Source organism: Inconstantimicrobium porci, assembly GCF_009696465.1.
In the GTDB taxonomy this organism is placed as follows: Bacteria; Bacillota; Clostridia; order Clostridiales; family Clostridiaceae; genus Inconstantimicrobium; species Inconstantimicrobium porci.
Window position 1 is genome coordinate 160337 of sequence record NZ_VULX01000001.1, and the last position, 22069, is coordinate 182405.

The window sequence follows — 22069 nt, forward strand, 5'->3', positions numbered from 1 at the left end:
GAATATGAAAATACCATATGAATGGCTAAATGATTATGTAGATGTTAATATAGATGCAAAAGAACTAGCAGATAAGCTGACACTATCAGGTTCAAATGTTGAAGAAGTTTTAATTTCAGGAGATACTATTCAAAACGTAGTTACAGGTTTAATAACTAAGATTGAAAAGCATCCTGATGCTGATAAGCTTAGCATATGTCAGGTTAATATCGGCAAGGAAGATATACAGATAGTTACTGCTGCTACAAACATGAAGGAACAGGATATAGTACCGGTTGCGCTTCATGGATCTACACTTTTTGATGGAACAAAGATTAAGAAGGGTAAGCTTAGAGGCGTAGTTTCTATGGGTATGTTCTGCTCAGAAGAAGAATTAGGTATTGCAGGAGATGAACCAGTACATGGTCTTTTAATAATGCCAAAGGATACTCCAGTTGGAGAAGACATAAAGAAAGTTTTAGGACTTAGCAAAGCTGTTATTGATTTTGAAATAACTTCAAACAGACCAGACTGTTTATGCATGGTTGGTATGGCAAGAGAAACTGCAGCAACTTTAAACTTAAAGTACAAAATGCCAAACATGAAGTTTACTGCAAAGAACAGTGCTGATATTAATAATGAAATAAAAGTTAATATCAACGATGCTTTATGTAAGAGATATATGGCAAGGGGAGTTAAGAATGTTAAAATAGCTCCATCACCAGCTTGGATGCAGGAAAGACTTAATGAAGCAGGTGTAAGACCAATAAATAATATCGTAGATATAACTAACTTTGTTATGTTAGAGCTTGGACAGCCAATGCATGCTTATGACAGAAGAGAAATCACATCTGGAATCATTAATGTTGAAAGAGCAGCAAAAGATGAAAAGTTCACAACTCTTGATGAAGTAGAAAGAACTTTAGATGATTCAGTTTTATGCATTAAGGATGATAAGAGAACTATAGGTCTTGCAGGTATAATGGGAGGACTTAACTCAGAAATTGAAGAAGATACTACTGAAGTTGTATTTGAATCAGCTAACTTTGAAGGAGTAAATATCAGAGTTAATTCTAAGAAATTAGGATTAAGAAGCGAAGCTTCTCAGAGATTTGAAAAAGAAATAGATCCAAATCTTTGCGCTCTTGCAATAGATAGGGCATGTGCACTTGTTGAAGAACTTGGCTGCGGAGAAGTTATGCAGGGAACAATAGACATCTACAATGATGTTAAGGAAGTTAAAACATTAGAAGTATCTGCAAAATATATTAATGACTTCTTAGGAACAGATATAACACCAGAAATGATGAAGGATTATTTAGATAGGTTAGATCTTTCAACAACTGTTGATGGTGATAAGTTAATAATAACTGTTCCTACATTCAGAATAGATATAAATATAAAACAGGATATAGCAGAAGAAATTGCAAGAATTTATGGATATGCTAATATACCGGCAACTATCATAAAGACAAACACACAGAGACAGCCAAGAAGCAGAAAGCTTTTATTAGATGAAAAAATCGTTGATGTAATGACTGCATGCGGATTAAATCAGTCTATAAGCTACTCATTTGTAAGTCCTAAAGTATTTGACCTTGTAAACTTGCCAAAAGACAGTTCATTTAGAAATGTAGTGAAAATTAAAAATCCATTAGGAGAAGACTACAGTGTAATGAGAACAACAACTGTTCCTTCAATGATGGAATGTCTGGCAAGAAACTACAGCAGAAGTAATGAGTATGCATCATTATTTGAAATAGGTAAGATTTATATACCTAATGAAGATGAAACAAAACTTCCATTAGAAAAAGAAATACTTACAATAGGTATGTATGGAGATGGTGTTGATTACCTAGACATTAAGGGGATAATGGATGATTTAATCGATGAAATGGGACTTAAGAGATTTACTTATAAGAGACAGTCTGAAAATCCAATGTATCATCCTGGAAAGACTGCTGAAGTTTACTCAGGAAAAACTAAGATTGCAGTACTTGGAGAAGTTCATCCTGATGTATCTGAAAATTATGGTGTTGGAACAGAATGTTATATAGCTCAAGTAGATTTAGAAGCATTATATGAAAATGTACATGAAAAGAAAGAATATAAGACTCTTCCTAAGTTCCCAGCTGTAACTAGAGATATAGCTCTTCTTGTAGATGATGATATATTAGTACAGGAAATAGAGGATACAATTAAGAAAGCTGGCGGAAATCTTGTTGAAAGCACTAAGCTTTTTGATATATACAAGGGTAAGCAGATACCAGAAGGTAAGAAGAGCATAGCTTATGCAATAGTATATAGGGATAACATGAAGACACTTACTGATAAAGAAATAAATAAGGTCCATGATAAGATTTTAAGAGCGTTAGAATTTAAATTAGGTGCACAACTTAGATAATATGTTTTATTTAGTGTAAAAATGTGTTAAAATTATACTAAAATAATAAATAGAATCATAAGAGGTGTTACTATGGGTAGTGTAGCTGTTAAAATAGATGGTTTTGAATATAACTTAAAAGGAACTGAAGACGAGGAATATCTTAATGAAGTTGTTAAGTATGCCGAAAAAAAGATGGATGAGTTAAAGGCAAATAACAACAAATTATCCACTGCTGCCGCTGCTATGCTTACTGCAATAAATTTAGTAGATGAAATTTTTAAAGGCAACAGTGATTACAACGAACTTCTTAAAAATTTTGAGACACTTAAAAGCAGTCAGGAAGAACTGGAAAAGCAAATTGCTGATTTAAAAAGCGAAAACAAGAAACTATTGGAAAATGAAACAAATCTTTTAGAACAGCTTAATGAATCAAAGGATAAGGAATCTTATGATAAAATCAAGCAGGAAAATGATGAACTTGATAAGTCATATAGAGAACTTGAAAATAATAAGAATAAGATTTTAAGTGATAATAAACAACTTAGATTCGATCTTAAATCTACTAAGTATAAACTTATGGATATGCAACAGAAATATTTTGATGCACAGATAAGGCTGGCAAAAGAAATGCAGTCTAAGAATCCACTGCTTAAATTTAATACAGACTAATTAAAAACCTGTCTTCTTGACAGGTTTTTTGTTTAAGTATATGCTTTTAAAGATGAGTAATTAAAAACAGGAGAGAAAAAATGAATGATATAGAATTATTGGCGCCAGCTGGAAGTATAGAAAGTTTATACGCAGCTGTATTAAATGGAGCTGATGCTGTATATCTTGGAGGAAGCAAATTTTCAGCTAGAGCATATGCATCAAATTTTGATGATGAAAATATGGAAAAAGCTGTAGATTATGCACATAGTTATGGCGTAAAAATATATGTGACAATAAATACACTAATGAAAGAAAATGAAATAGATGAAGCAGTATCTTATGCAAGGTTTCTTTATAAGATAGGTGTAGACGCAATTCTTGTTCAGGACACAGGATTATTTAAAATGCTTAAGGACAGTATTGAAGGTGTTGAACTTCATGCTTCAACACAGCTTACTGTACACAATGGAGAGGGAGCGAAATTTTTTAAGGATGCAGGGTTCCATAGGATAGTTTTATCAAGGGAACTTTCGCTTAAAGAAATAGAATATATTTCAAAAGAACTTGATATAGAAACTGAAATCTTCGTACATGGAGCTCTTTGCGTTTCTTATTCAGGCCAGTGCTTAATGAGCAGTATGATTGGTGGTAGAAGCGGCAACAGGGGAAGATGTGCACAATCATGCAGACTTCCTTATACATTAGAAGCTCAGAAATCAAAACAAATACATAAAGGCTATCTACTAAGTCCTAAAGATATATCTGGCTATAACATATTAAAGGATTTGTTAAAGACAGGAACAAGTTCGTTAAAAATTGAAGGAAGAATGAAGAGGCCTGAGTATGTAGCAGGTGTCGTATCTGAATATAGAAATGCAATAGATTCATTGAAGAAAAACAAATCTATAGATTATATAAGAGGAGATAAGACTCTATTAAAGCTATTTAACAGAGAAGGATTCTCAAGTGCATTTTTCTATAAGAATACTGGAAGAGATATGATGGCATACAATATGCCTAAGAATTCAGGTATAAAAATAGGAACTGTTGCTAAAAATGAAGTAAAGCTTACTGAAAATCTAAGCAAGGGTGACGGTATAAGATATAGTAACGAAAAAGGATTTACAGTTAGCAAAATCTTAATTAATAATAATGAAGTGATACATGCTCAGGCTGGAGATACTGTTAAGATATTTCCTAAACAGTATAAGAATGGGGATGTTTTATACAAAACTTCAGATAATGAACTTAATAGCAGCCTTAAAGAAACTTTCAGCGATAAATATAAGAGAAAAATATTTTTAAATGCTAAAGTTATATTTAAAGTTGGCAGTCCGCTTACTATCAGTACTGAGTATAATGGAAAAGAGTATAAAGCTGAAGGAAAGATTGTTGAAAACGCAATTAATAAGCCATTAAGCATGGAAAAGGTAAATGATAATCTTTTAAAATCAGTTGATAATCCATATAAGTTCTCAAAAATAAATTATGATTTCTTTGAAGATGGTTTCTTGCCAATTTCAGCTATCAATGAAGTTAGAAGAGAGATACTAGAGGAAATTAATAGTTATGAAATAAAGAAACATAAGAGAATTATTAAGAAACCTGCAATTAGGCAGCTTGAGCCAAAAGTTAAGACTGAAGAAGAAATATATTATATTGCATATTCAAAGGATCAGCTGAACGCACTGTTAGATAATAATGCTAATAATGTTGTTGTAGATATATGGAGTCATGATTTAGATTCTATTACTGTTGAAGATTTTAAAATTATAAATAACATAAATATATATATAAAAGTTCCTAATATAATAAAGCAGGAGTTTAATAGCATCTGTAAAATTATTGATAATGTTCTTCCATTTATAAAGGGAATATACACTGCTAATGTAGGTATAGTTAATAAATATAAAGGAAAAACACAACTTATTGGCGACTACAAGCTTAATATAATGAACAGTAAGGCACTTGAGTTCTACAGTGATTATTACAATATTCCTGTATTATCGGAGGAACTTACAAGAAAAGAAATAAAGGATATATGTAAAAAAGTAAACTGTGATATAGGTTATACGATTTACGGTAGGACTGAACTGATGATTAATGAGTATTGTGTTATAGGAAGTATTGCTGGCGGAAAGAGTACTAATGTACCATGTAATAGAGCATGTGAAAGAGATAAGTTTATTTTAATTGATAGAATGAACGAGAAATTTCCAGTGAAAACTGATAAGTTCTGTAGAGCAAGAATCTATAATTCTGTACCGTTAAATCTTATAAGAGAAAAAGAAGAGCTGGAATCTTTCGGGATTAATAAGTTCTTTATCGAATTTACAAATGAAAATTATTCGGAGTGTGAAAATATAATTAATTGGGTATGTAGTGGCGTAGAAGTTGATGATGAGTATACTAAAGGTCATTACAGAAGGGGCGTAGAATAAAATGAATAAACGAGCACTTAGAGTGTTGGAATTTAATAAGATTAAAGAAAAAATAACTAAATATGTTGCAACAGGTGCAACTAGAGAAATGATCATGGCTATGGAGCCTTATGAGACTGTATATGAAATACAGAAGAGATTAGATGAAGTTGAAGAAGCTCTTGATCTCTTAATGAAAAAAGGAAATCCTCCGTTTGAAGGTCTTTATAATATTGAAGAATATATTGTAAGATGCGAAAAAGGCGGGAATTTAAGTGCTGGAGCACTGCTGAAAATAGCCAATATGCTTAGAACATCAAGAAGATTTAAAGAATATATAGCTAGAAAAGAAGATGAAGCACCGCATGCTAATATTGAAGAAATATGTAGCAGTATAATGCCGATGAAAAGTATTGAAGACAGCATATTCTTTGCTATAGTAGGTGAAGACGAGATAGCAGATAAGGCAAGTGAAGCATTATATAAGATAAGAACTGCACTTAAAAATAAGAATAGTTCAATTAGAGAAAGACTTGGCTCTATAATGAGGACATATTCTAAATACATGCAGGATAACCTTTATACAATGAGAGGAGACAGATACGTTATTCCTGTTAAATCTGAGTATAAATCTAATGTGGATGGTCTTGTACATGATCAGAGTTCCACAGGAGCAACTGTATTTATTGAACCAATAGGACTTGTTAACCTAAACAATGAGATAAAAGAACTTATGCTTAAGGAAAAAGCAGAAATTGAAAGAATTCTGTCAGAACTTTCAGCTAAAGTTTATGGTTCAATTACATCTGTAAGAATTAACTGGCAGACTGTCTGTGAACTTGATTTTATATTTGCCAAGGCAAAGTATGGACTTGAGATTGATGGATCAAAACCTAAAATAAATGATAATGGAGTTATTAATCTTGTTCATGTAAGACATCCGCTTATTGATAAGGAAAAAGTTGTTCCGGCTGACATTTTCCTTGGTGAAAAATTCTCAAGTCTTATAATAACAGGACCTAATACAGGTGGTAAGACTGTAACTTTAAAGACTTTAGGTCTTGTTCATATTATGGGGTTATGTGGACTTTTGATACCAGCAGATAGTGGTTCAGAAATTAGTTTTTTTAGGGAAGTTTATGCTGATATTGGAGATGAGCAGAGCATTGAGCAGAGTCTTTCAACATTCTCATCTCATATGACTCAGATAGTAAAAATAATGCAGTATGCAGATAATAAGTCTTTAGTGCTGTTTGATGAACTTGGAGCAGGGACAGATCCTACTGAAGGAGCTGCGCTTGCTGTATCAATACTTGAAAAATTGAGACAGAGACGCTGTACAATAGCTGCAACTACACATTACTCAGAACTTAAAGCTTATGCACTTAGAACTGAAGGCGTAGAAAATGGCTCTGTTGAGTTTGATGTAGAAACTTTAAGACCTACTTATAAGGTGCTTATAGGAATTCCAGGTAAGTCTAATGCGTTTAATATATCAAGACGTCTTGGACTTAGCGAGGATGTTATTGGATTTGCAAAATCAATAATTAGTGAGGATTCTCTGCATTTTGAAGATTTAATTCAGCATCTGCAGGATAAGAGTATTAAAGCAGAAGAAAATGAAAGACTTACTGAAAGATATAAAGAGGAAGCTAAAAGTATCAAAGAAAAATATGAAGTAAAACTTGAAAATCTTGATAAGCTTAGAGAAAATCAGTTTGAACAGGCAAGACGTGAAGCAAGAAATATTTTAAGACAGGCAAGAGAAGAAGCGGATGAGATTATAAGAAACATGCGTGAAATTGAAAAACAAGGTCTTATGAGTCCAGAAGTAAAGAGAAAATTAAATGAATCTAGAAATAGGATTGATAAAAATATTTCAGAAACTGATGTGGGACTTCAGACAAAAGCTAATACTGGTGAAAAACTTACAGAGATAAAAGAAGGGATGGAGGCATTTCTGCCATCATTTAATCAGAAAGTTGTTATTCTTTCTGCTCCTGACAAAAAGGGAGAAGTTCTTGTTGAGGCTGGTATTATGAAGATGAATGTTAAAGCTTCATTACTAACTACTATTCCATCATCAAGAAAAGAAGTTAAGGAAAAAAGGAAAGAAAAGAAAAAATCAGGATTGAAATTAAGTTCAATTAGCAGTGAAATAGATTTAAGGGGACTAGATGCAGAAGAAGCAATCTATAGAGTTGATAAATATCTAGATGAAGCATTTGTTGCAGGGCTTGGAATGGTTTCTATCATTCATGGTAAAGGAACTGGAATACTTAGAAAAGCGATTAATGATATGCTTAAGAGACATGTTCATGCTAAGTCATACAGGTTAGGTAATTATGGTGAAGGTGGAGATGGAGTTACAATAGTTGAAATCAAATAGGGGGAACGTCTATGATAATGGTTAGTAAATGTTTATGTGGTGTTAACTGCAAATACAGCGGGGGAAATAACTATAGAGAAAATATAGCTAAGCTTAAAGATAAAGATAATGTAATACTAGTATGTCCTGAAATTCTTCATCTACCAACACCTAGAAAACCGGTTGAGATTATAGGCGGAAGCGCTAAAGATGTTCTTAGTGGTAAGGCAAAAGTAATGGCTAAAGATGGTACTGATGTAACAGAGGAATTTGTTAAGGGTGCTTATGAAATCCTTGATATTGCTAAGAAAAATAATGTTAAAAAGGCTATATTAAAAGCTAACAGTCCATCATGCGGATATGGCAAAGTTTATGATGGTAACTTTAATGGTACTTTAACAGATGGGAATGGTGTTACAGCACAACTTCTTAGTGAAAATGGTATTGAAATATTTAATGAAAGCAATTTCAATATAGAAGGTGTATAAAAAGTCCCTCCTATGACAATAATAAGTCATAGGAGGGATTAATTTATGTATACTTTGAATGTAAAAAAACGTGAAGATTACAGCGGTCATGCTGCAAGAAGAGAGAGAAGAAAGGGGGTTATAACCGGAGTCATCTATGGAAAGCATATGGCTAACTATTTGTTTGAAGTAGGGGATCTGGAACTTATGTCAGTTCTATCTAAAAGCGGAGAACATAGAGTTATTGATATAAATGCTGATGGAAATGTAGAACATGTTTTAATAAAAGATGTTCAAAAAGATCCTGTTACACATAAACCAATACATGTAGATTTACAGGAAGTTGATAGTTCTACTGAAGTTTTATGTGATATTCCAATAATCTTTAAAAATGAAGGTCAGGTCAATTCTATTGGGGCAGTACTAGAAAAAGAAAAAAGTACTGTTAAGGTTAAGTGCTGTGCGAATAATATACCAAACAGTGTCGAAGTAGATCTTTTAAAGTGCCATGTTGGTGATGTAATAAGAGTAAAGGATTTAAATATAGCGTCAGATATATCAGTAGTAGATGACTTAAACCTTGTCGTTTCTTCAATTAATTACGAAAAAAAAGTTATAGAAGACAATTCACAAGAGGAAAGCTTAGGCTAAATTCCTCTTTTTTTAAACTTTTTAATTAAAAAGTTTTTTTTTTATTTTACTGTTGTATAATATATGTTGTGTAATTGAAGGAGGGGACCAAATGAATTTTAGAGAACAATATGAAAGATGGATAAATTCTAATGTGATTTCTGATGAAATGAAAAATGAAGTTAGAAATATAACAGATGAAAAAGAATTAGAAGACAGATTCTACAAAGAGCTTGCTTTTGGTACCGGCGGATTAAGAGGTGTTATGGGAGCTGGCACTAATAGGATGAATATATATACAGTTGGAAAAGCTACTCAGGGATTTGCTGATTATTTAAATGAGAGATTTAAGCACGATGTATCTGTTGCAATAGCACATGACTCTAGAAATATGTCAGATGAATTTGCAAAAGCAGCAGCACTTACTTTATGTGCCAATGGTATTAAGGTTTATTTATTTGAAACATTAAGGCCAACACCAATGTTATCATTTACAGTAAGACATTTATCATGCAAAGGTGGAATCGTTATTACAGCTTCTCATAATCCAAAGCAGTATAATGGCTATAAGGTTTATGGAGAAGATGGTGGTCAGGTTACTGATGAGCATGCAAATGAAATAATAACTAAGGTTAATGATGTAACTGATTACGATTCTATAAAGACTATAAGCGAATATGATGCTGTAAAGAGCGGACTTCTTGTATATATAGGTGAAGAAGTAGATAAGGCTTATATAGAAAATGTAAAATCTTTAGCAATAAGAAAAGAACTTGTTGAAAAGAACGCAAAGGACTTAGAAATTATATATACTCCAATACATGGTTCTGGAAATGTACCTGTAAGGAGAGTACTTAGTGAATTAGGATATGAAAATGTTCATGTTGTAAAGGAACAGGAAAATCCAGATGGAAATTTCCCAACAGCTTCTTATCCAAATCCTGAGAATCCAGATGTATTCAAATTAGCACTAAAGATGGCTGAAGAAGTTAAGCCTGATATAATATTTGGTACAGATCCAGACTGTGATAGAATTGGTGTAGTAGTTAAAAATAATAGTGGAGAATATAAGGTATTAACAGGAAACCAGACAGGAATCCTTTTAACAAACTATGTTCTTTCATCATTAAAGGAATTGGGAAAGCTTCCTGAAAACGGAGCTGTGATAAAGACAATAGTTACAACTGAAGCAGTTAGAAATATTGCTAAGGATTACAATGTGGAATTAATAGATGTACTTACTGGATTTAAGTATATTGGTGAAAAGATTAAGGAGTTTGAAGAAACTAAGAGTAATAAGTTCTTGTTAGGATTTGAAGAGAGTTATGGATATTTAGCTGGCGAATTTGTAAGAGATAAAGATGCTGTTATAGCTTCAATGCTTATAGCTGAAATGACTCTATACTATAAGAGTAAGGGTATGACTCTTTATGATGGACTTATGAATATTTATGAAAAGTATGGTTTCCATAAAGAACAGCTTGTATCAATAGAATTAGAAGGAAAAGAAGGACAAGAGAAGATATCTTCATGCCTTGATAAGATGAGACAAAATGAAATTACAGAAATTAATGGAGCTAAACTTGTAAGAAAATATGATTATGAAATGAGTAAAGAAGTTGATTTAGTAGCAAATGAAACTAAGAAAATCAACCTGCCAGTTTCAAATGTATTAAAATATGTTTTTGACGATCAATCATGGTTTGTTGTAAGACCATCAGGAACAGAACCAAAAATGAAGGTATATCTTGCAGTTGCAGGTTCTTCTTTAGAAGATTCTGAGAAGAAAATAGTAGAATTTAAAGAAAAAGTTATGACACTTGTAAAGAGTATGTTATAGACAAAAGAAAAGAATTGCTACCACAAAATGTGGTAGCAATTTGCTAAATACATAGAGGTGAAATTGGTGAATTATAATTCTTATATGAAAGAAAAGCTTGAGAAAACTTTATTTATTGAAATCAATTTAAAAGGATTTTTATCATTGCTTAATACAAGTGATGATGAGTTGAAACTTGAAAATAATAACCTATATCTGCCTATAAAAGTAGAGAGATTATCATCTGAAGTAAGAGAAAACTTAAATATTGGTGATATATCATTAAGCTGGGTAATTGAAGGGATGTTTCTTACTTTAGGGGTAGATAAGAATTTTAAATATAACAATGATTATAAAAAAATATTAAAGGTAATTCCTAACTGTGAAGATTATATTAAGGCTATTATTGCTGATTATATAAAAAATAAGGAATACTTAGATCCATTCTGCCTATTAAAAGGACTTGTTTCATATGATGCTACAGAAGATTATTATGATAAATTGCTTAGCGTTGGAGAAAAGCTTATTGAAATAGATAAGAATTTCCTAGATGAACAGTTTAGTATAATTGATGATGCAAAGAAAGAAATATATAATTCTCCTGTTCCATATTATTATGATGCGCTAGCATTATATGTGAGCAGAAAGAATTCAGAAGCATATGTTGCTTTAAATGAATATATTAATCGTGGTGGAGAAAAAACACCTCAGGTTGTTTCTCTAATGAACATTCTTAAAGATGATGTAGATTATGCAAAAGGTGTAGAACTGCTTGACTCTGATCCAAAGGAAGCCTTAAAGTATCTTTTAGAAGTTCTTGAACAGAACAAGGAAGATGCAATATTAAACTTCTACATAGGTCTTGCGTACAGAAAAATTGAGTTATACGAAAAAGCAATTTATTATTTAAATGAGAGCATAAGGCTTGATAGTTCTATAGTAGAAGCAGTTAATGAGATGGGAATTAATTATGCATGTATAGGAAATTATAAGGAAGCTGTTAAATATCTAAGAAAAGCATTTGAATCAACAAGAGATGTTGAAGTATGTACTAACCTTATTATATGTTATTATAATATGGGTGACATAGAAAATGCTAAGTTACATTTAGAAATTGCAGAAAAGATTAATCCAGATGATGATATTGTTAAGTCATTAAAAGAAATGTTTGGGGAACAGAGTAAAAAATAAAAAAAAAATTAATATTTTGTAGTTTGATTGACTAAATAAACCAATTTGGCTACAATGTACTTATTAAACTATTAATGAGGTGTTTGATATGAAAAATAAGGAATGGGGCACAGGTCTATTTAAGTTTTTGACTTTCTTTGCAGATTCTGTAATAGTAGTTTTTTCTGTGTATATCACATTCTTATTGTTGTTCGATTTTAAGCCTCCTAAGTGGAACATAGGACCATTTATAGACATAATACCGTTGATAATAATTACGTATTTGATATTTATGTATGTATTTGGACTTCATGATTTGTTGAAAAGGAGTTTTAGCGAAACAATATATTCTATATTCTTGACAGTTATAGCACTACTTGTGACTACTGCATTTTTAACTTTCTTTACAAGAGGATTTGCTTATCCAAGAAGTGTGCTTCTTGTAAGTCCTGTAGTGCAGTTTGTTTTATTAAGTATATGGAGAACTATTGTATGGAAAATAACAAGAAAGTTCCATGGAAGAAAGGATTCTCTTATTGTCGGGGGGAAGTCTATTGAGTATCTGACAACTAAGATACTTACAAAACAAAAAGACCTGTATAATGTAAAGTATATATGTAACAGTAAGTCAAGACATATTAAAGATTACTTAAAAAAGGTTGATGTAGTTTTTCTTTGCGAAGATATTAACCTTGACCTAAAGAAGGAAATTGTTGATATCTGTTTAAGTACAAGAAAAAGTATATATATCATTCCAGATATTTATGAAATAGCTCTATTAAATTCAAAACTTAGCAGAGCTGATGATATTCCAATATTTAAAGTTAAAAAGCTCGGACTTACAATTGAACAAAAGTTCTTTAAGAGACTTCTTGATATATTGGTGTCATTAATTGGAATAATAATAACAAGTCCAATTATGCTTATTGTTGTAATAGCAATAAAATGTACAGATGGTGGGGATATATTTTATAAGCAGGAAAGAGTCACAATAAATGATAAGAAGTTTAATGTGCTTAAATTCAGAACCATGGTTATGAATGCTGAAGGTCTTACTGGCCCAGTACTTGCTGGTGAAAGTGATCCACGTATTACTAAGGTGGGAAGAATATTAAGAGCAACAAGAATAGATGAGCTTCCTCAATTCTTCAATATACTATTTGGCACAATGAGTGTAGTTGGTCCAAGACCAGAAAGACCATTTTTTGTTGAACAGTTTAAAGAAGAAATTCCTGACTATAAATATAGAACTATTGTAAAGGCAGGTCTTACGGGACTTGCACAGGTACTTGGAAAATACACTACTACACCTGAAGATAAAGTCAGATATGATATATTATATGTAAGAAATTATTCTATATTCTTAGACTTAAAATTGATTCTTCAGACAATAAAGATTATGTTTATGAAGGAAAGTTCAGAAGGTGTAAAAGAAGATATTGATTTTAATGAGTTAATGAGAGAAGAGTACTCAGAGGTAACCATAGATTTAGTGGAAAAATAGAAATAAATATGGTGGATATGTTATACTATAGTTTGTATAGTTAATGTATCCACTTTTTTATATTATGCTGATAATAGCGGAGGTAAAAATGAGCAGAATGAAATTTTTAAATACGGAAATTGATAACTTAAATATGGATGAAGCTGTGGAGGCTATAGATGAACTTATTATTAAGAAAGAAAACAGCTATGTCGTTACTCCGAATGTGGATCATATTTTAAGGCTTGAGGATGATAAGGAATTTGCTGAAATATATAAAAATGCTTCTTTAAGACTAACTGATGGAATGCCTTTAGTATGGATATCTAAAATGAAGCATACACCGATAAAGGAAAAGGTATCAGGATCAGATATGTTCCCTAGAGTATGTGAATTGGCAGCAAAAAAAGGATACAGTGTATTCTTGCTTGGAGCAGCAGAAGGTGTTGCAGCAAAAGCAGCAGAAAATCTTCAGAACAAATATCATGGATTAAAAATAGCTGGAACTTATTCTCCAAGTTTTGGTTTCGAAGAAAAAGAAGATGAAATTAATAAAATTATTAAAATGATAAACGAAACAAAGCCAGATGTACTTGCAGTTGGGCTTGGTTCGCCTAAACAGGAAAAATTTATTTACAAGTATAAAGATCAACTTAATGTGCCGGTATCATTAGCAATTGGAGCGAGTATTGATTTTGAAGCAGGAAACAAGAAAAGAGCTCCTAGATTTATGCAGAAAGCAGGTCTTGAGTGGCTTTATAGATTGTGTAAGGAACCTAGAAGAATGTTTATGAGAAATTTAACTAGTGTAAGAATAGTAAAAGTGATTTTTAAATACAAATAAAGCCTATATATAGAAAGGTATGATTGATTATGAAAAAAATGGCTCAGGTAATAACGCAGTCTGAAATGGGCGGAGCTCAGAAGCATGTTATTCTATTAGCTAAAGAGTTTAAAGCTAGAGGGTATGAAATTGATATAATTGCAGGTGGTGACGGACCACTTAAAAAAATGGCTAATGATATTGGTGTTGGATATATCGAAGATCCATATATGGTCAGAGAGATAAGCATAGGTAAAGATAGAAAAAATCTTAAATATCTTAAAAAATTATTTTATGATAAAAAGTATGATATAGTGCAGTGCCATAGCTCTAAAGCAGGCCTTATAGCAAGAATAGCAGCTAAAAGGGCACATGTGCCTAAGATTATTTATACTGCACATGGTTTCGTATTTAATGAGCCTATGAGCAAAATAAAGAAGATAATATATATTATATGTGAATTCATTGGAGCAAGATGTGGAGATAAGATTATTGCTGTATCTAAAAAGGATTATGATAGTGCATTAAAATATAAGATATCTAATAGTAAAAATACAGTCTTTATACCTAATGCCATTAAGGATATAGATAAAGCTGTATTAAAGCCAAGAAAAGAAATGCTTTCTGAACTTGGAATAGATAATGATTCTTTTGTACTTGGTAATGTATCTAATTTCTATGATACAAAAGGACATAAATATCTAATTGATGCATTAATTAAGCTTAGTGATGAAGGATTTAAGTTTAATGCTATTTTTGCTGGTGAAGGCAAGAACTTAGAAGAAATGAAGGAAAAGTGTAAAGATTACGATAACATAAAGTTTTTAGGATATAGAACAGATAATTATGATATCATGAACTGCTTAGATTTATTTGTACTACCTTCAGTGAAGGAAGGAATGCCGTATGTTATACTTGAGGCTATGAATTTAGGTAAAACAGCTCTTTGTACAAGAGTTGGTGCTCTTCCAGATATAATTTCTGATGGCGATAATGGATATCTTGTTGAAGCTCAGTCATCAGAACAGCTTTATGACAAAATAAAATATATTATTGCAAACCCTGATTCGCTTAAAGCTGGCATTAAAGGGGAGCAGTATGTTAAGGAACATTTTTCGTTTGAAAAGTTTGCTGACGCAATTGAAAGTATATATAACGAATGATAGATTGGAGAAAAAATAATGAAAAAGTTGGTCAATTATTTGTTACTACTATATATATTTATACTGCCATTGATTCCAGATGTAATTAATGGACATAATATGACTTTTGTTACACAGGTATGTTTGGGGGTGCTGATTGTTGTATATATAGTAAAGAGCTTTATTTTTAGAAAAGATTTCATAAAGTATCTGAAAACATTTTTTACAGATCCTCTGACAACTTTTATGGTTATCTTGTGTGTAATAATGCTTATGACATCATTTGGAGGCATAAATGTTAAACTAGGAATAAAGGAGACAATTAGATTTGCATCTTACATATTTATTTATTTTATTGTAAAGTTTGAGGATATAGAGTATAAGAATGTAATTAAAGTATTTATGGTGAGTATTAGTATTATTCTTGTATTTGGCATAGTGCAGTTCTTTACAGGTATAGGGGCAAGCGTTACATTAGGAGGATATAAGTTTATAAGAGTTGAGTCAACAATTGATAATCCAAACGCTTATGGTGGGTTTTTAAATATCGTAATTTTTCCAATAATCCTGCTTTTAATGAACTGTAGGGAAAAAGATAAAAAGATATTTTTAGTAGTCACTCTTATAGCAATAATTATTAATATAGGAATGACAATGTCAAGAAATGCAATGCTTGGTTTGTTTGCTGGAATAATAGCTTTAATAGCAATATACAGCTTAAAATATATATTAATTCTAATTCCTGCAGTAGTAGCTGCCTTCATAGTGCCATCAGTAAGAGTAAGAATATTAGCTATATTTGATAAAACACAGAATAATTCAAGGTTAGGTGTTTGGAACATGGCACTTGACTTATTTAAAAAGAATCCTATTAAGGGAATTGGAAATGGTAATTTCGTTGAGAATTATCCATTATTGAAGCATAACTATAAACAGCTTGCTGCTGATTGGGCAGTAACTTATCCTACTCACAATTCATATCTTAAGGTTTTATGTGAACTTGGTATTTTTGGAGGAGTAAGTTTTGCAGTGATACTAATAAGTGCATTAATAAAAATAAAAAAATCAATAAATATATGCAAAGATGATATAATAAAAAGCATTGCTAAGGGATTTTTGATATCATTTATTGTATTCCTTGTTATGAACTGTATAGATAATCTGTTCTTTGTGCCAAAACTTGCTACATATGTATGGATAATGGTTGCTATGCTTGATGGTATAATGTATAAAGAAGGAATGAGATAATAATCGTATAGAGAATAAGAAATATGAGGTGTAAAATTTGAAAAAAATATTTAAAAATTTCTTATCACTGGGACTTGCAAGTGTAATGAGTCAGCTTGTTTCTTTCTTATGCGTAAGCTACTATGCAAAAATACTTGGTGTAGAAGTGTTTGGTGAGATAACGCTTGCCCAACAGATAGTCCTTTATTTTGCTACATTTACTCTTTTTGGGATACAGACGTATGCTACAAGATATCTTGTTAAGAATAAGAATAAAGTTAATGAGACAGTTGGAAAAATAGTTCTCTTCAGACTGCTGGTAGCAACATTATCTTTTGCTATAATCTGCTTTATTACATTATTTATGAAAAGGGGCAGTGACTTTAACAAAATGCTGATAATATTTGGATGCACTATTTTCCCTATAGCTGTTAATATAGACTGGCTATTTAATGCGTTTGAAGCAATGAAGCATAATAGTATATTCCTTATATTTAAGAACGTACTTCCTGCAGTTGTAATATATGTTGTAATAGGACTATATAAAAACTATATGGTTATACCAGTAGCAACATTTATCGGTGGTGTTCTTGGATTTTTATATCAGGTAGCAATCGCAAAATATAAATTTAATGTAAAATTTAAATTTAAGATTACTTTTGATGAGGTTAAAAAACTATGTATAATAGGATCACCATTTCTTTTTTCAAGTATGCTTAGCATGGTGAACAATAATGCTGATAAGATTATACTTGGACTATGTGGCAATGATCATGGACTTGGCATTTATCAGTCTGCTTATGTGTTTATTAGCTTTATAATAAGTATAATAGGACTATTATTTACAGCAGTCTTTCCTTCAATGTCTTTATACTATTATAATAAGGACAAAGAAAAACTTAATGTGTTATGCAATGAGGTTGCTAAGATAATAGCTGTTATTTCAGTACCTATGTTCGTGGGTGGTGCACTTTTATCGCGGGAAATAATCTTATTGTTTTATAAAAACGAATATTACGATGCATACAAACCATTTATTATATTAATGCTTTATGTAAGTATTCTTTTTGTGAGAGAATTATATGCATATGGGCTTAATGCTTGGGGAAAAGAAAAAAAATATATGAGGATAGTTTTAGTTTCATCGATAGCTAATTTAATTCTCAATATAATATTAACACCTAGATATGGTTACTTATGTGCTGCTATGATAACACTTGTAACTGAGTTTATAAATTTATTTGCTATGAAAGCAGAGGCTTCAAAGGTGACGCATATTAGTATGTATAAAGGGTTACTAAAGGCAGTAGTACCTAGTATAATAATGGGTTATGTTATTTTGATATTTAAATATTTTAGTATTAATGTTGTGGTGACAATATTAGCAGCTGTTGCTGTATATGCGGTGTTTATTGTTTTGTTTAAAGTTATTACGATACAAGATATAAAGAAAGTCTTAGAATAGGAGTATTAATTATGAGATATTTTATGCAGTATTTAAAAACTGAAAATGTGAATCTTGTAAAGGATATGGGGATGATACCATATAAATTACATGAATTATATGGTTATGAATCAACTGTTGTTACATTCAAAAATGGTGAGTATGACTACCTTAATACTGAAGTTAAAGGATTAAAGATGGAGTTCGTAAAGAAGATATTTCATAGCTATACATTAGATGGAGCGTTGTACCTTTTAATAAACAGTAAGAGGATCGATATGCTGCAGATATTTCATGTTACATTAAGTAGTTTTGTTTATGTATTTACGTATAAAAAAACAAATCCTAATGGGAAGATATACTTAAAGCTAGATTCCAGCTTTAAGTTGCCAGAGAGACTTGACAGGCTGTCAAAGATAGGACACAAATTTCTTAAATCAATGCTTGATAAAGTGAATCTTATTACTATTGAAGAGGAAAGATTATATGATCCTATATTAAAGAGAATTCCATATATTAAGGATAAGTTTAAGATAATACCTAATGGTGTGGATTTTAAGGCAATATGTAAAATGGGACTGCATTATGATTATGATGCAAAAGAAAATATTATACTGCATGCTGCAAGAATTGGTGCTGAAGAAAAGAATACTCCTATGCTTTTAGAAGCTTTTAAGAATATAAAAGATATTGAAAAGAGTGATTGGAAGCTTGTACTTGCTGGACCAATTGAAGAAGAGTTTAAAGATTATATAGATAAATATTTTGCAGAAAATCCTTTAATGAAAAATAAAGTTGAGATGTTAGGAAATATTAAGAGCAGAAAAGAACTATACAGTCTTTACTGTAGAGCTAAGATTTTTGCCTTGACAAGCGATTTCGAAAGTTTTGCTATTGCCTTAATCGAAGCTGCTGCATTTGGTGACATTATTATTAGCACAGATGTGGGCATTGCAAGTGAGCTTGTTGATGAAAACAATGGAGCACTTGTTAACTGTGGTGACACAGAAGCATTAACAAGAACTTTTGAGAATTACATGAACAAAGATTTGAAGGAAATGTCAGAAAAGACACACAATAAGTGCAGACAAAAGTTTGATTGGGATAGTATAATAAAGCATCTTAATGAATACATGGTAGATTTAAAATAAGAGGTGGACTCATGCTGAAAAAATTATCTGTAGAAGAATTTATTAACAAATTGTCATCTGAAGAACCTGCCCCAGGAGGTGGCGGGGTAGCAGCTCTATCAGCAGCATTAGCATCATCATTAAATTCAATGGTATATAGTCTTACTGTTAATAAGAAAGCATTTAATAATCTAAGTGATAATGACAAAAAAATAGTTCTAACAAGTTATGAAAAATCAAAAGAGTTATCAGGACTATTTCTTGAATATATTGAAAGAGACAAAGAAGCCTATTTAGGCGTAATAAATGCTTATAAGATGAAAAAAGATACTGATGATGAAGTCAGAATAAGAAAACAAACAATAGATCGGGCACTGGAACAGGCTATGTTAATACCTTTTGAACTTGCGAAAACTGCATGCGAATTTTATGAAGAAATTGAAACTGCCTTAAAGTTTGGCAATAAGAATCTTATAGCTGATGTAGCAGTAGCTGCAGTTATGATGAATGCTGCTGTTGAATCATCGATAGTAAACGTCAAGGTTAACTTGCGTTCTTTAAACAAAAATGGAGAATTTAAGTTTATTGAAGAAAAAACACATAAATATTACGAAAAGTCTTTAATAATGAAAAATGAAATTTTAAATTCAATAGATTTTCTGAAATAGAATTAAGCTGTTGCATTAATATTATATATTGTGCAACAGCTTAATTTTTATAGTATTAGGAATTACATTCAAAAAGAGAAAATCACAATGATGTAAGATATTAAGCATAGAAGATTTATAGTCAAATCAAAATAATGGTATAATATAATTCCATCACTACTTTATCTAGATGGAAGTTCAGTTAAAGATTTAAATTCATATCCCTGAGATTTTAATTCTTTTAAGACTTCATCAAGTATTTCTGTATTTGTCTTTGATACTGCATGTAGTAGCATTATCTCTCCATTATGAGCCTTTCCGATTATTTTTTTCTTTGCATATTCGTGTGTAGGTTGTTCGTTTGTTATCCAATCTTTATAGGCAAAACTCCAGAAAATTGTTTTATAACCTTTGTTTTTTGTATTGCTTAATGATTGTTCTGAATATTTTCCCATTGGGGGTCTGAAGAATTTTGGCATATCTTTGCCTGTAAGATTTTTATATTCCGTATTTACATCATCAAACTCTGCATTGAACTTATTTATATCAGTTATTTTAGCCATAGAGGGATGATGCGTTGAGTGATTGCAAACAAGATGTCCTTCAGCATCCATTCTTTTAATAATATCTGGATTTGAAACAATATATGGTTTTACCACAAAAAAAGCTGCAGGAACATTATTGTCTTTAAGAATGTCCAGAATTTTGCCTGTATATCCATTTTCATAACCTTCGTCAAAAGTAAGATAAATTATTTTCTTTTCAGGATCACCAATATAATATGTATCATATTTGTCAATGAAGGAAGCTGATTCTTTTGGTGGTGAAACTGTATTACCATTCTGAACAAAGTACCAGTTTAATTCTTTCGTGTTAAGATTCGAAAAAGTCAAAATTGATGCTAAACATATCGAAATAAGACTGCTTATTTTCATAAAAATCACCTCATAATTATTTGTTGCATAATTTGATAAAAATATGATATGAAATAGATGGAATGTTGAAATATGAAAGCTTTTGAAGTATAATTTATTGAGAATAAGAATCGGAGAAAGGAATGTACATAAAATGAATGTAGGAATAGTAGGTTTGCCTAACGTAGGTAAGAGTACTTTATTTAATGCAATAACAAAAGCAGGAGCAGAATCAGCTAATTATCCATTCTGTACTATTGAGCCAAATGTTGGTGTTGTAAGCGTGCCTGATGAAAGACTTGATGTGCTGGAAAAAATGTATAATACTAAAAAGAAAGTTTATACAGCAATAGAATTTTATGACATAGCAGGATTAGTTAAAGGAGCAAGCAAAGGAGAAGGTTTAGGAAACAAATTCCTTGCAAATATTAGAGAAGTTACATCAATTGTTCACGTAGTAAGATGCTTCAATGATCCTAATGTTGTTCATGTTGATGGTTCAGTAGATCCGATAAGAGATATTGAAACAATTAATCTTGAACTTATATTCTCTGATCTTGAAGTATTAGACAGAAGAATGGATAAAACAATAAGACAGGTAAGATCAGGAGATAAAAGAGCCAAATTTGAATATGAAGTAATGGAGAAAATTAAAGCTCATCTTGAAAATAACAAGCCAATAAGAACAATGGAGCTTGCTGATGAAGAGGCTGAGTTTGTTAAATCATTATTCATGATAACAGCAAAGCCAGTGCTTTATGTATGTAATGTGTCAGAAGATGACATTACATCTGGAAATCTTGAAAATGAGTATGTTAAAAAAGTTCAGGAATATGCTGCTGCTGAAAATTCAGGAACAGTCGTAATGTGTGCAAAACTTGAAGAAGACCTTTCAACTTTAGAAGATGAAGAAAAGCAGGAAATGCTTGCTGAATATGGTCTTAAAGAATCAGGACTTGACAAACTTATCAAAGCAAGCTATAAACTTTTAGGATTAATTAGTTTCCTTACTGCTGGTGTTCAGGAAGTTAGAGCATGGACAATTAGAAAAGGAACAAAAGCTCCACAAGCTGCAGGTAAGATACATAGTGATATAGAAAGAGGATTTATCAGAGCTGAAGTTGTAGGCTATGATGATTTAGTATCATGTGGTTCAGAAGCTGCTGCTAAAGAAAAAGGGCTATTTAGACTTGAAGGAAAAGATTATATAATGAAAGATGGAGATGTTGTTGAATTTAGATTCAACGTATAAAATCTAATCTTAGAATGTTAACTGATGCAAAATAATTTTTATTTTGCATCAGTTTTTTTATACGCTTTTTCTTGGTGCAATTACTTTTGATGTAACAATCACAGAAAAAATTTTATA

Annotated in this window: 17 protein-coding genes; 16 read left to right on the top strand and 1 reads right to left on the bottom strand. The window is 31.2% G+C overall.

The genetic code is table 11. The features are described 5' to 3' along the window. Positions 1 to 4: 4 nt before the first annotated feature. From pheT to FYJ33_RS00885, 15 genes are all read left to right on the top strand, one after another. On the top strand, positions 5 to 2383 hold the full coding sequence (gene pheT, locus FYJ33_RS00815; protein ID WP_154529867.1) for a phenylalanine--tRNA ligase subunit beta: 2379 nt from the start codon (positions 5 to 7) through the stop codon (positions 2381 to 2383). A gap of 72 nt (positions 2384 to 2455) precedes the next feature. Further along, positions 2456 to 3034, top strand: a complete 579-nt coding sequence (zapA, locus tag FYJ33_RS00820; RefSeq protein WP_154529868.1) for a cell division protein ZapA — start codon at positions 2456 to 2458, stop codon at positions 3032 to 3034. Positions 3035 to 3114: 80 nt separating this feature from the next. After that, positions 3115 to 5457: a U32 family peptidase gene (locus tag FYJ33_RS00825; protein WP_154529869.1), complete on the top strand. Its 2343-nt coding sequence runs from the start codon at positions 3115 to 3117 to the stop codon at positions 5455 to 5457. A gap of 1 nt (position 5458) precedes the next feature. Next, complete coding sequence (locus FYJ33_RS00830; protein WP_154529870.1) at positions 5459 to 7825, top strand: endonuclease MutS2; 2367 nt, start codon at positions 5459 to 5461, stop codon at positions 7823 to 7825. Positions 7826 to 7836: 11 nt separating this feature from the next. Then, complete coding sequence (locus FYJ33_RS00835; protein WP_154529871.1) at positions 7837 to 8292, top strand: DUF523 domain-containing protein; 456 nt, start codon at positions 7837 to 7839, stop codon at positions 8290 to 8292. A 45-nt stretch (positions 8293 to 8337) separates the two neighbouring features. Beyond that, positions 8338 to 8922, top strand: a complete 585-nt coding sequence (locus FYJ33_RS00840; RefSeq protein WP_154529872.1) for a 50S ribosomal protein L25 — start codon at positions 8338 to 8340, stop codon at positions 8920 to 8922. 91 nt (positions 8923 to 9013) lie between these two features. After that, positions 9014 to 10741, top strand: coding sequence for a phospho-sugar mutase (locus FYJ33_RS00845; protein ID WP_154529873.1), 1728 nt, complete (start codon positions 9014 to 9016; stop codon positions 10739 to 10741). 66 nt (positions 10742 to 10807) lie between these two features. Continuing rightward, on the top strand, positions 10808 to 11911 hold the full coding sequence (locus FYJ33_RS00850) for a tetratricopeptide repeat protein (protein WP_206046578.1): 1104 nt from the start codon (positions 10808 to 10810) through the stop codon (positions 11909 to 11911). An 88-nt stretch (positions 11912 to 11999) separates the two neighbouring features. Then, positions 12000 to 13394 (top strand): sugar transferase, encoded by a 1395-nt coding sequence (locus FYJ33_RS00855; RefSeq protein WP_154529875.1) that lies wholly within the window; start codon positions 12000 to 12002, stop codon positions 13392 to 13394. 88 nt (positions 13395 to 13482) lie between these two features. After that, positions 13483 to 14217 (top strand): WecB/TagA/CpsF family glycosyltransferase, encoded by a 735-nt coding sequence (locus tag FYJ33_RS00860; protein WP_154529876.1) that lies wholly within the window; start codon positions 13483 to 13485, stop codon positions 14215 to 14217. 29 nt (positions 14218 to 14246) lie between these two features. Then, positions 14247 to 15359, top strand: a complete 1113-nt coding sequence (locus FYJ33_RS00865) for a glycosyltransferase family 4 protein (RefSeq protein ID WP_154529877.1) — start codon at positions 14247 to 14249, stop codon at positions 15357 to 15359. Positions 15360 to 15377: 18 nt separating this feature from the next. After that, entirely contained in the window at positions 15378 to 16586 is a 1209-nt protein-coding gene (locus FYJ33_RS00870; RefSeq protein ID WP_154529878.1) for an O-antigen ligase family protein, read from the top strand. A gap of 37 nt (positions 16587 to 16623) precedes the next feature. After that, complete coding sequence (locus tag FYJ33_RS00875; protein WP_154529879.1) at positions 16624 to 18030, top strand: flippase; 1407 nt, start codon at positions 16624 to 16626, stop codon at positions 18028 to 18030. A gap of 11 nt (positions 18031 to 18041) precedes the next feature. Beyond that, entirely contained in the window at positions 18042 to 19160 is a 1119-nt protein-coding gene (locus tag FYJ33_RS00880; protein ID WP_154529880.1) for a glycosyltransferase family 4 protein, read from the top strand. Positions 19161 to 19171: 11 nt separating this feature from the next. Further along, a complete protein-coding gene (locus tag FYJ33_RS00885) occupies positions 19172 to 19807 on the top strand; it encodes a cyclodeaminase/cyclohydrolase family protein (RefSeq protein WP_154529881.1) in 636 nt (211 codons plus the stop codon). Between the two features lie 161 nt (positions 19808 to 19968). Here the strand turns inward: FYJ33_RS00885 and pdaA are convergent, their stop codons facing one another. Further along, entirely contained in the window at positions 19969 to 20721 is a 753-nt protein-coding gene (gene pdaA / locus FYJ33_RS00890; RefSeq protein WP_154529882.1) for a delta-lactam-biosynthetic de-N-acetylase, read from the bottom strand. A gap of 133 nt (positions 20722 to 20854) precedes the next feature. Here pdaA and ychF point away from each other — a divergent pair, with 133 nt between their 5' ends. Continuing rightward, complete coding sequence (gene ychF, locus FYJ33_RS00895; protein ID WP_154530144.1) at positions 20855 to 21952, top strand: redox-regulated ATPase YchF; 1098 nt, start codon at positions 20855 to 20857, stop codon at positions 21950 to 21952. Positions 21953 to 22069 lie beyond the last annotated feature (117 nt).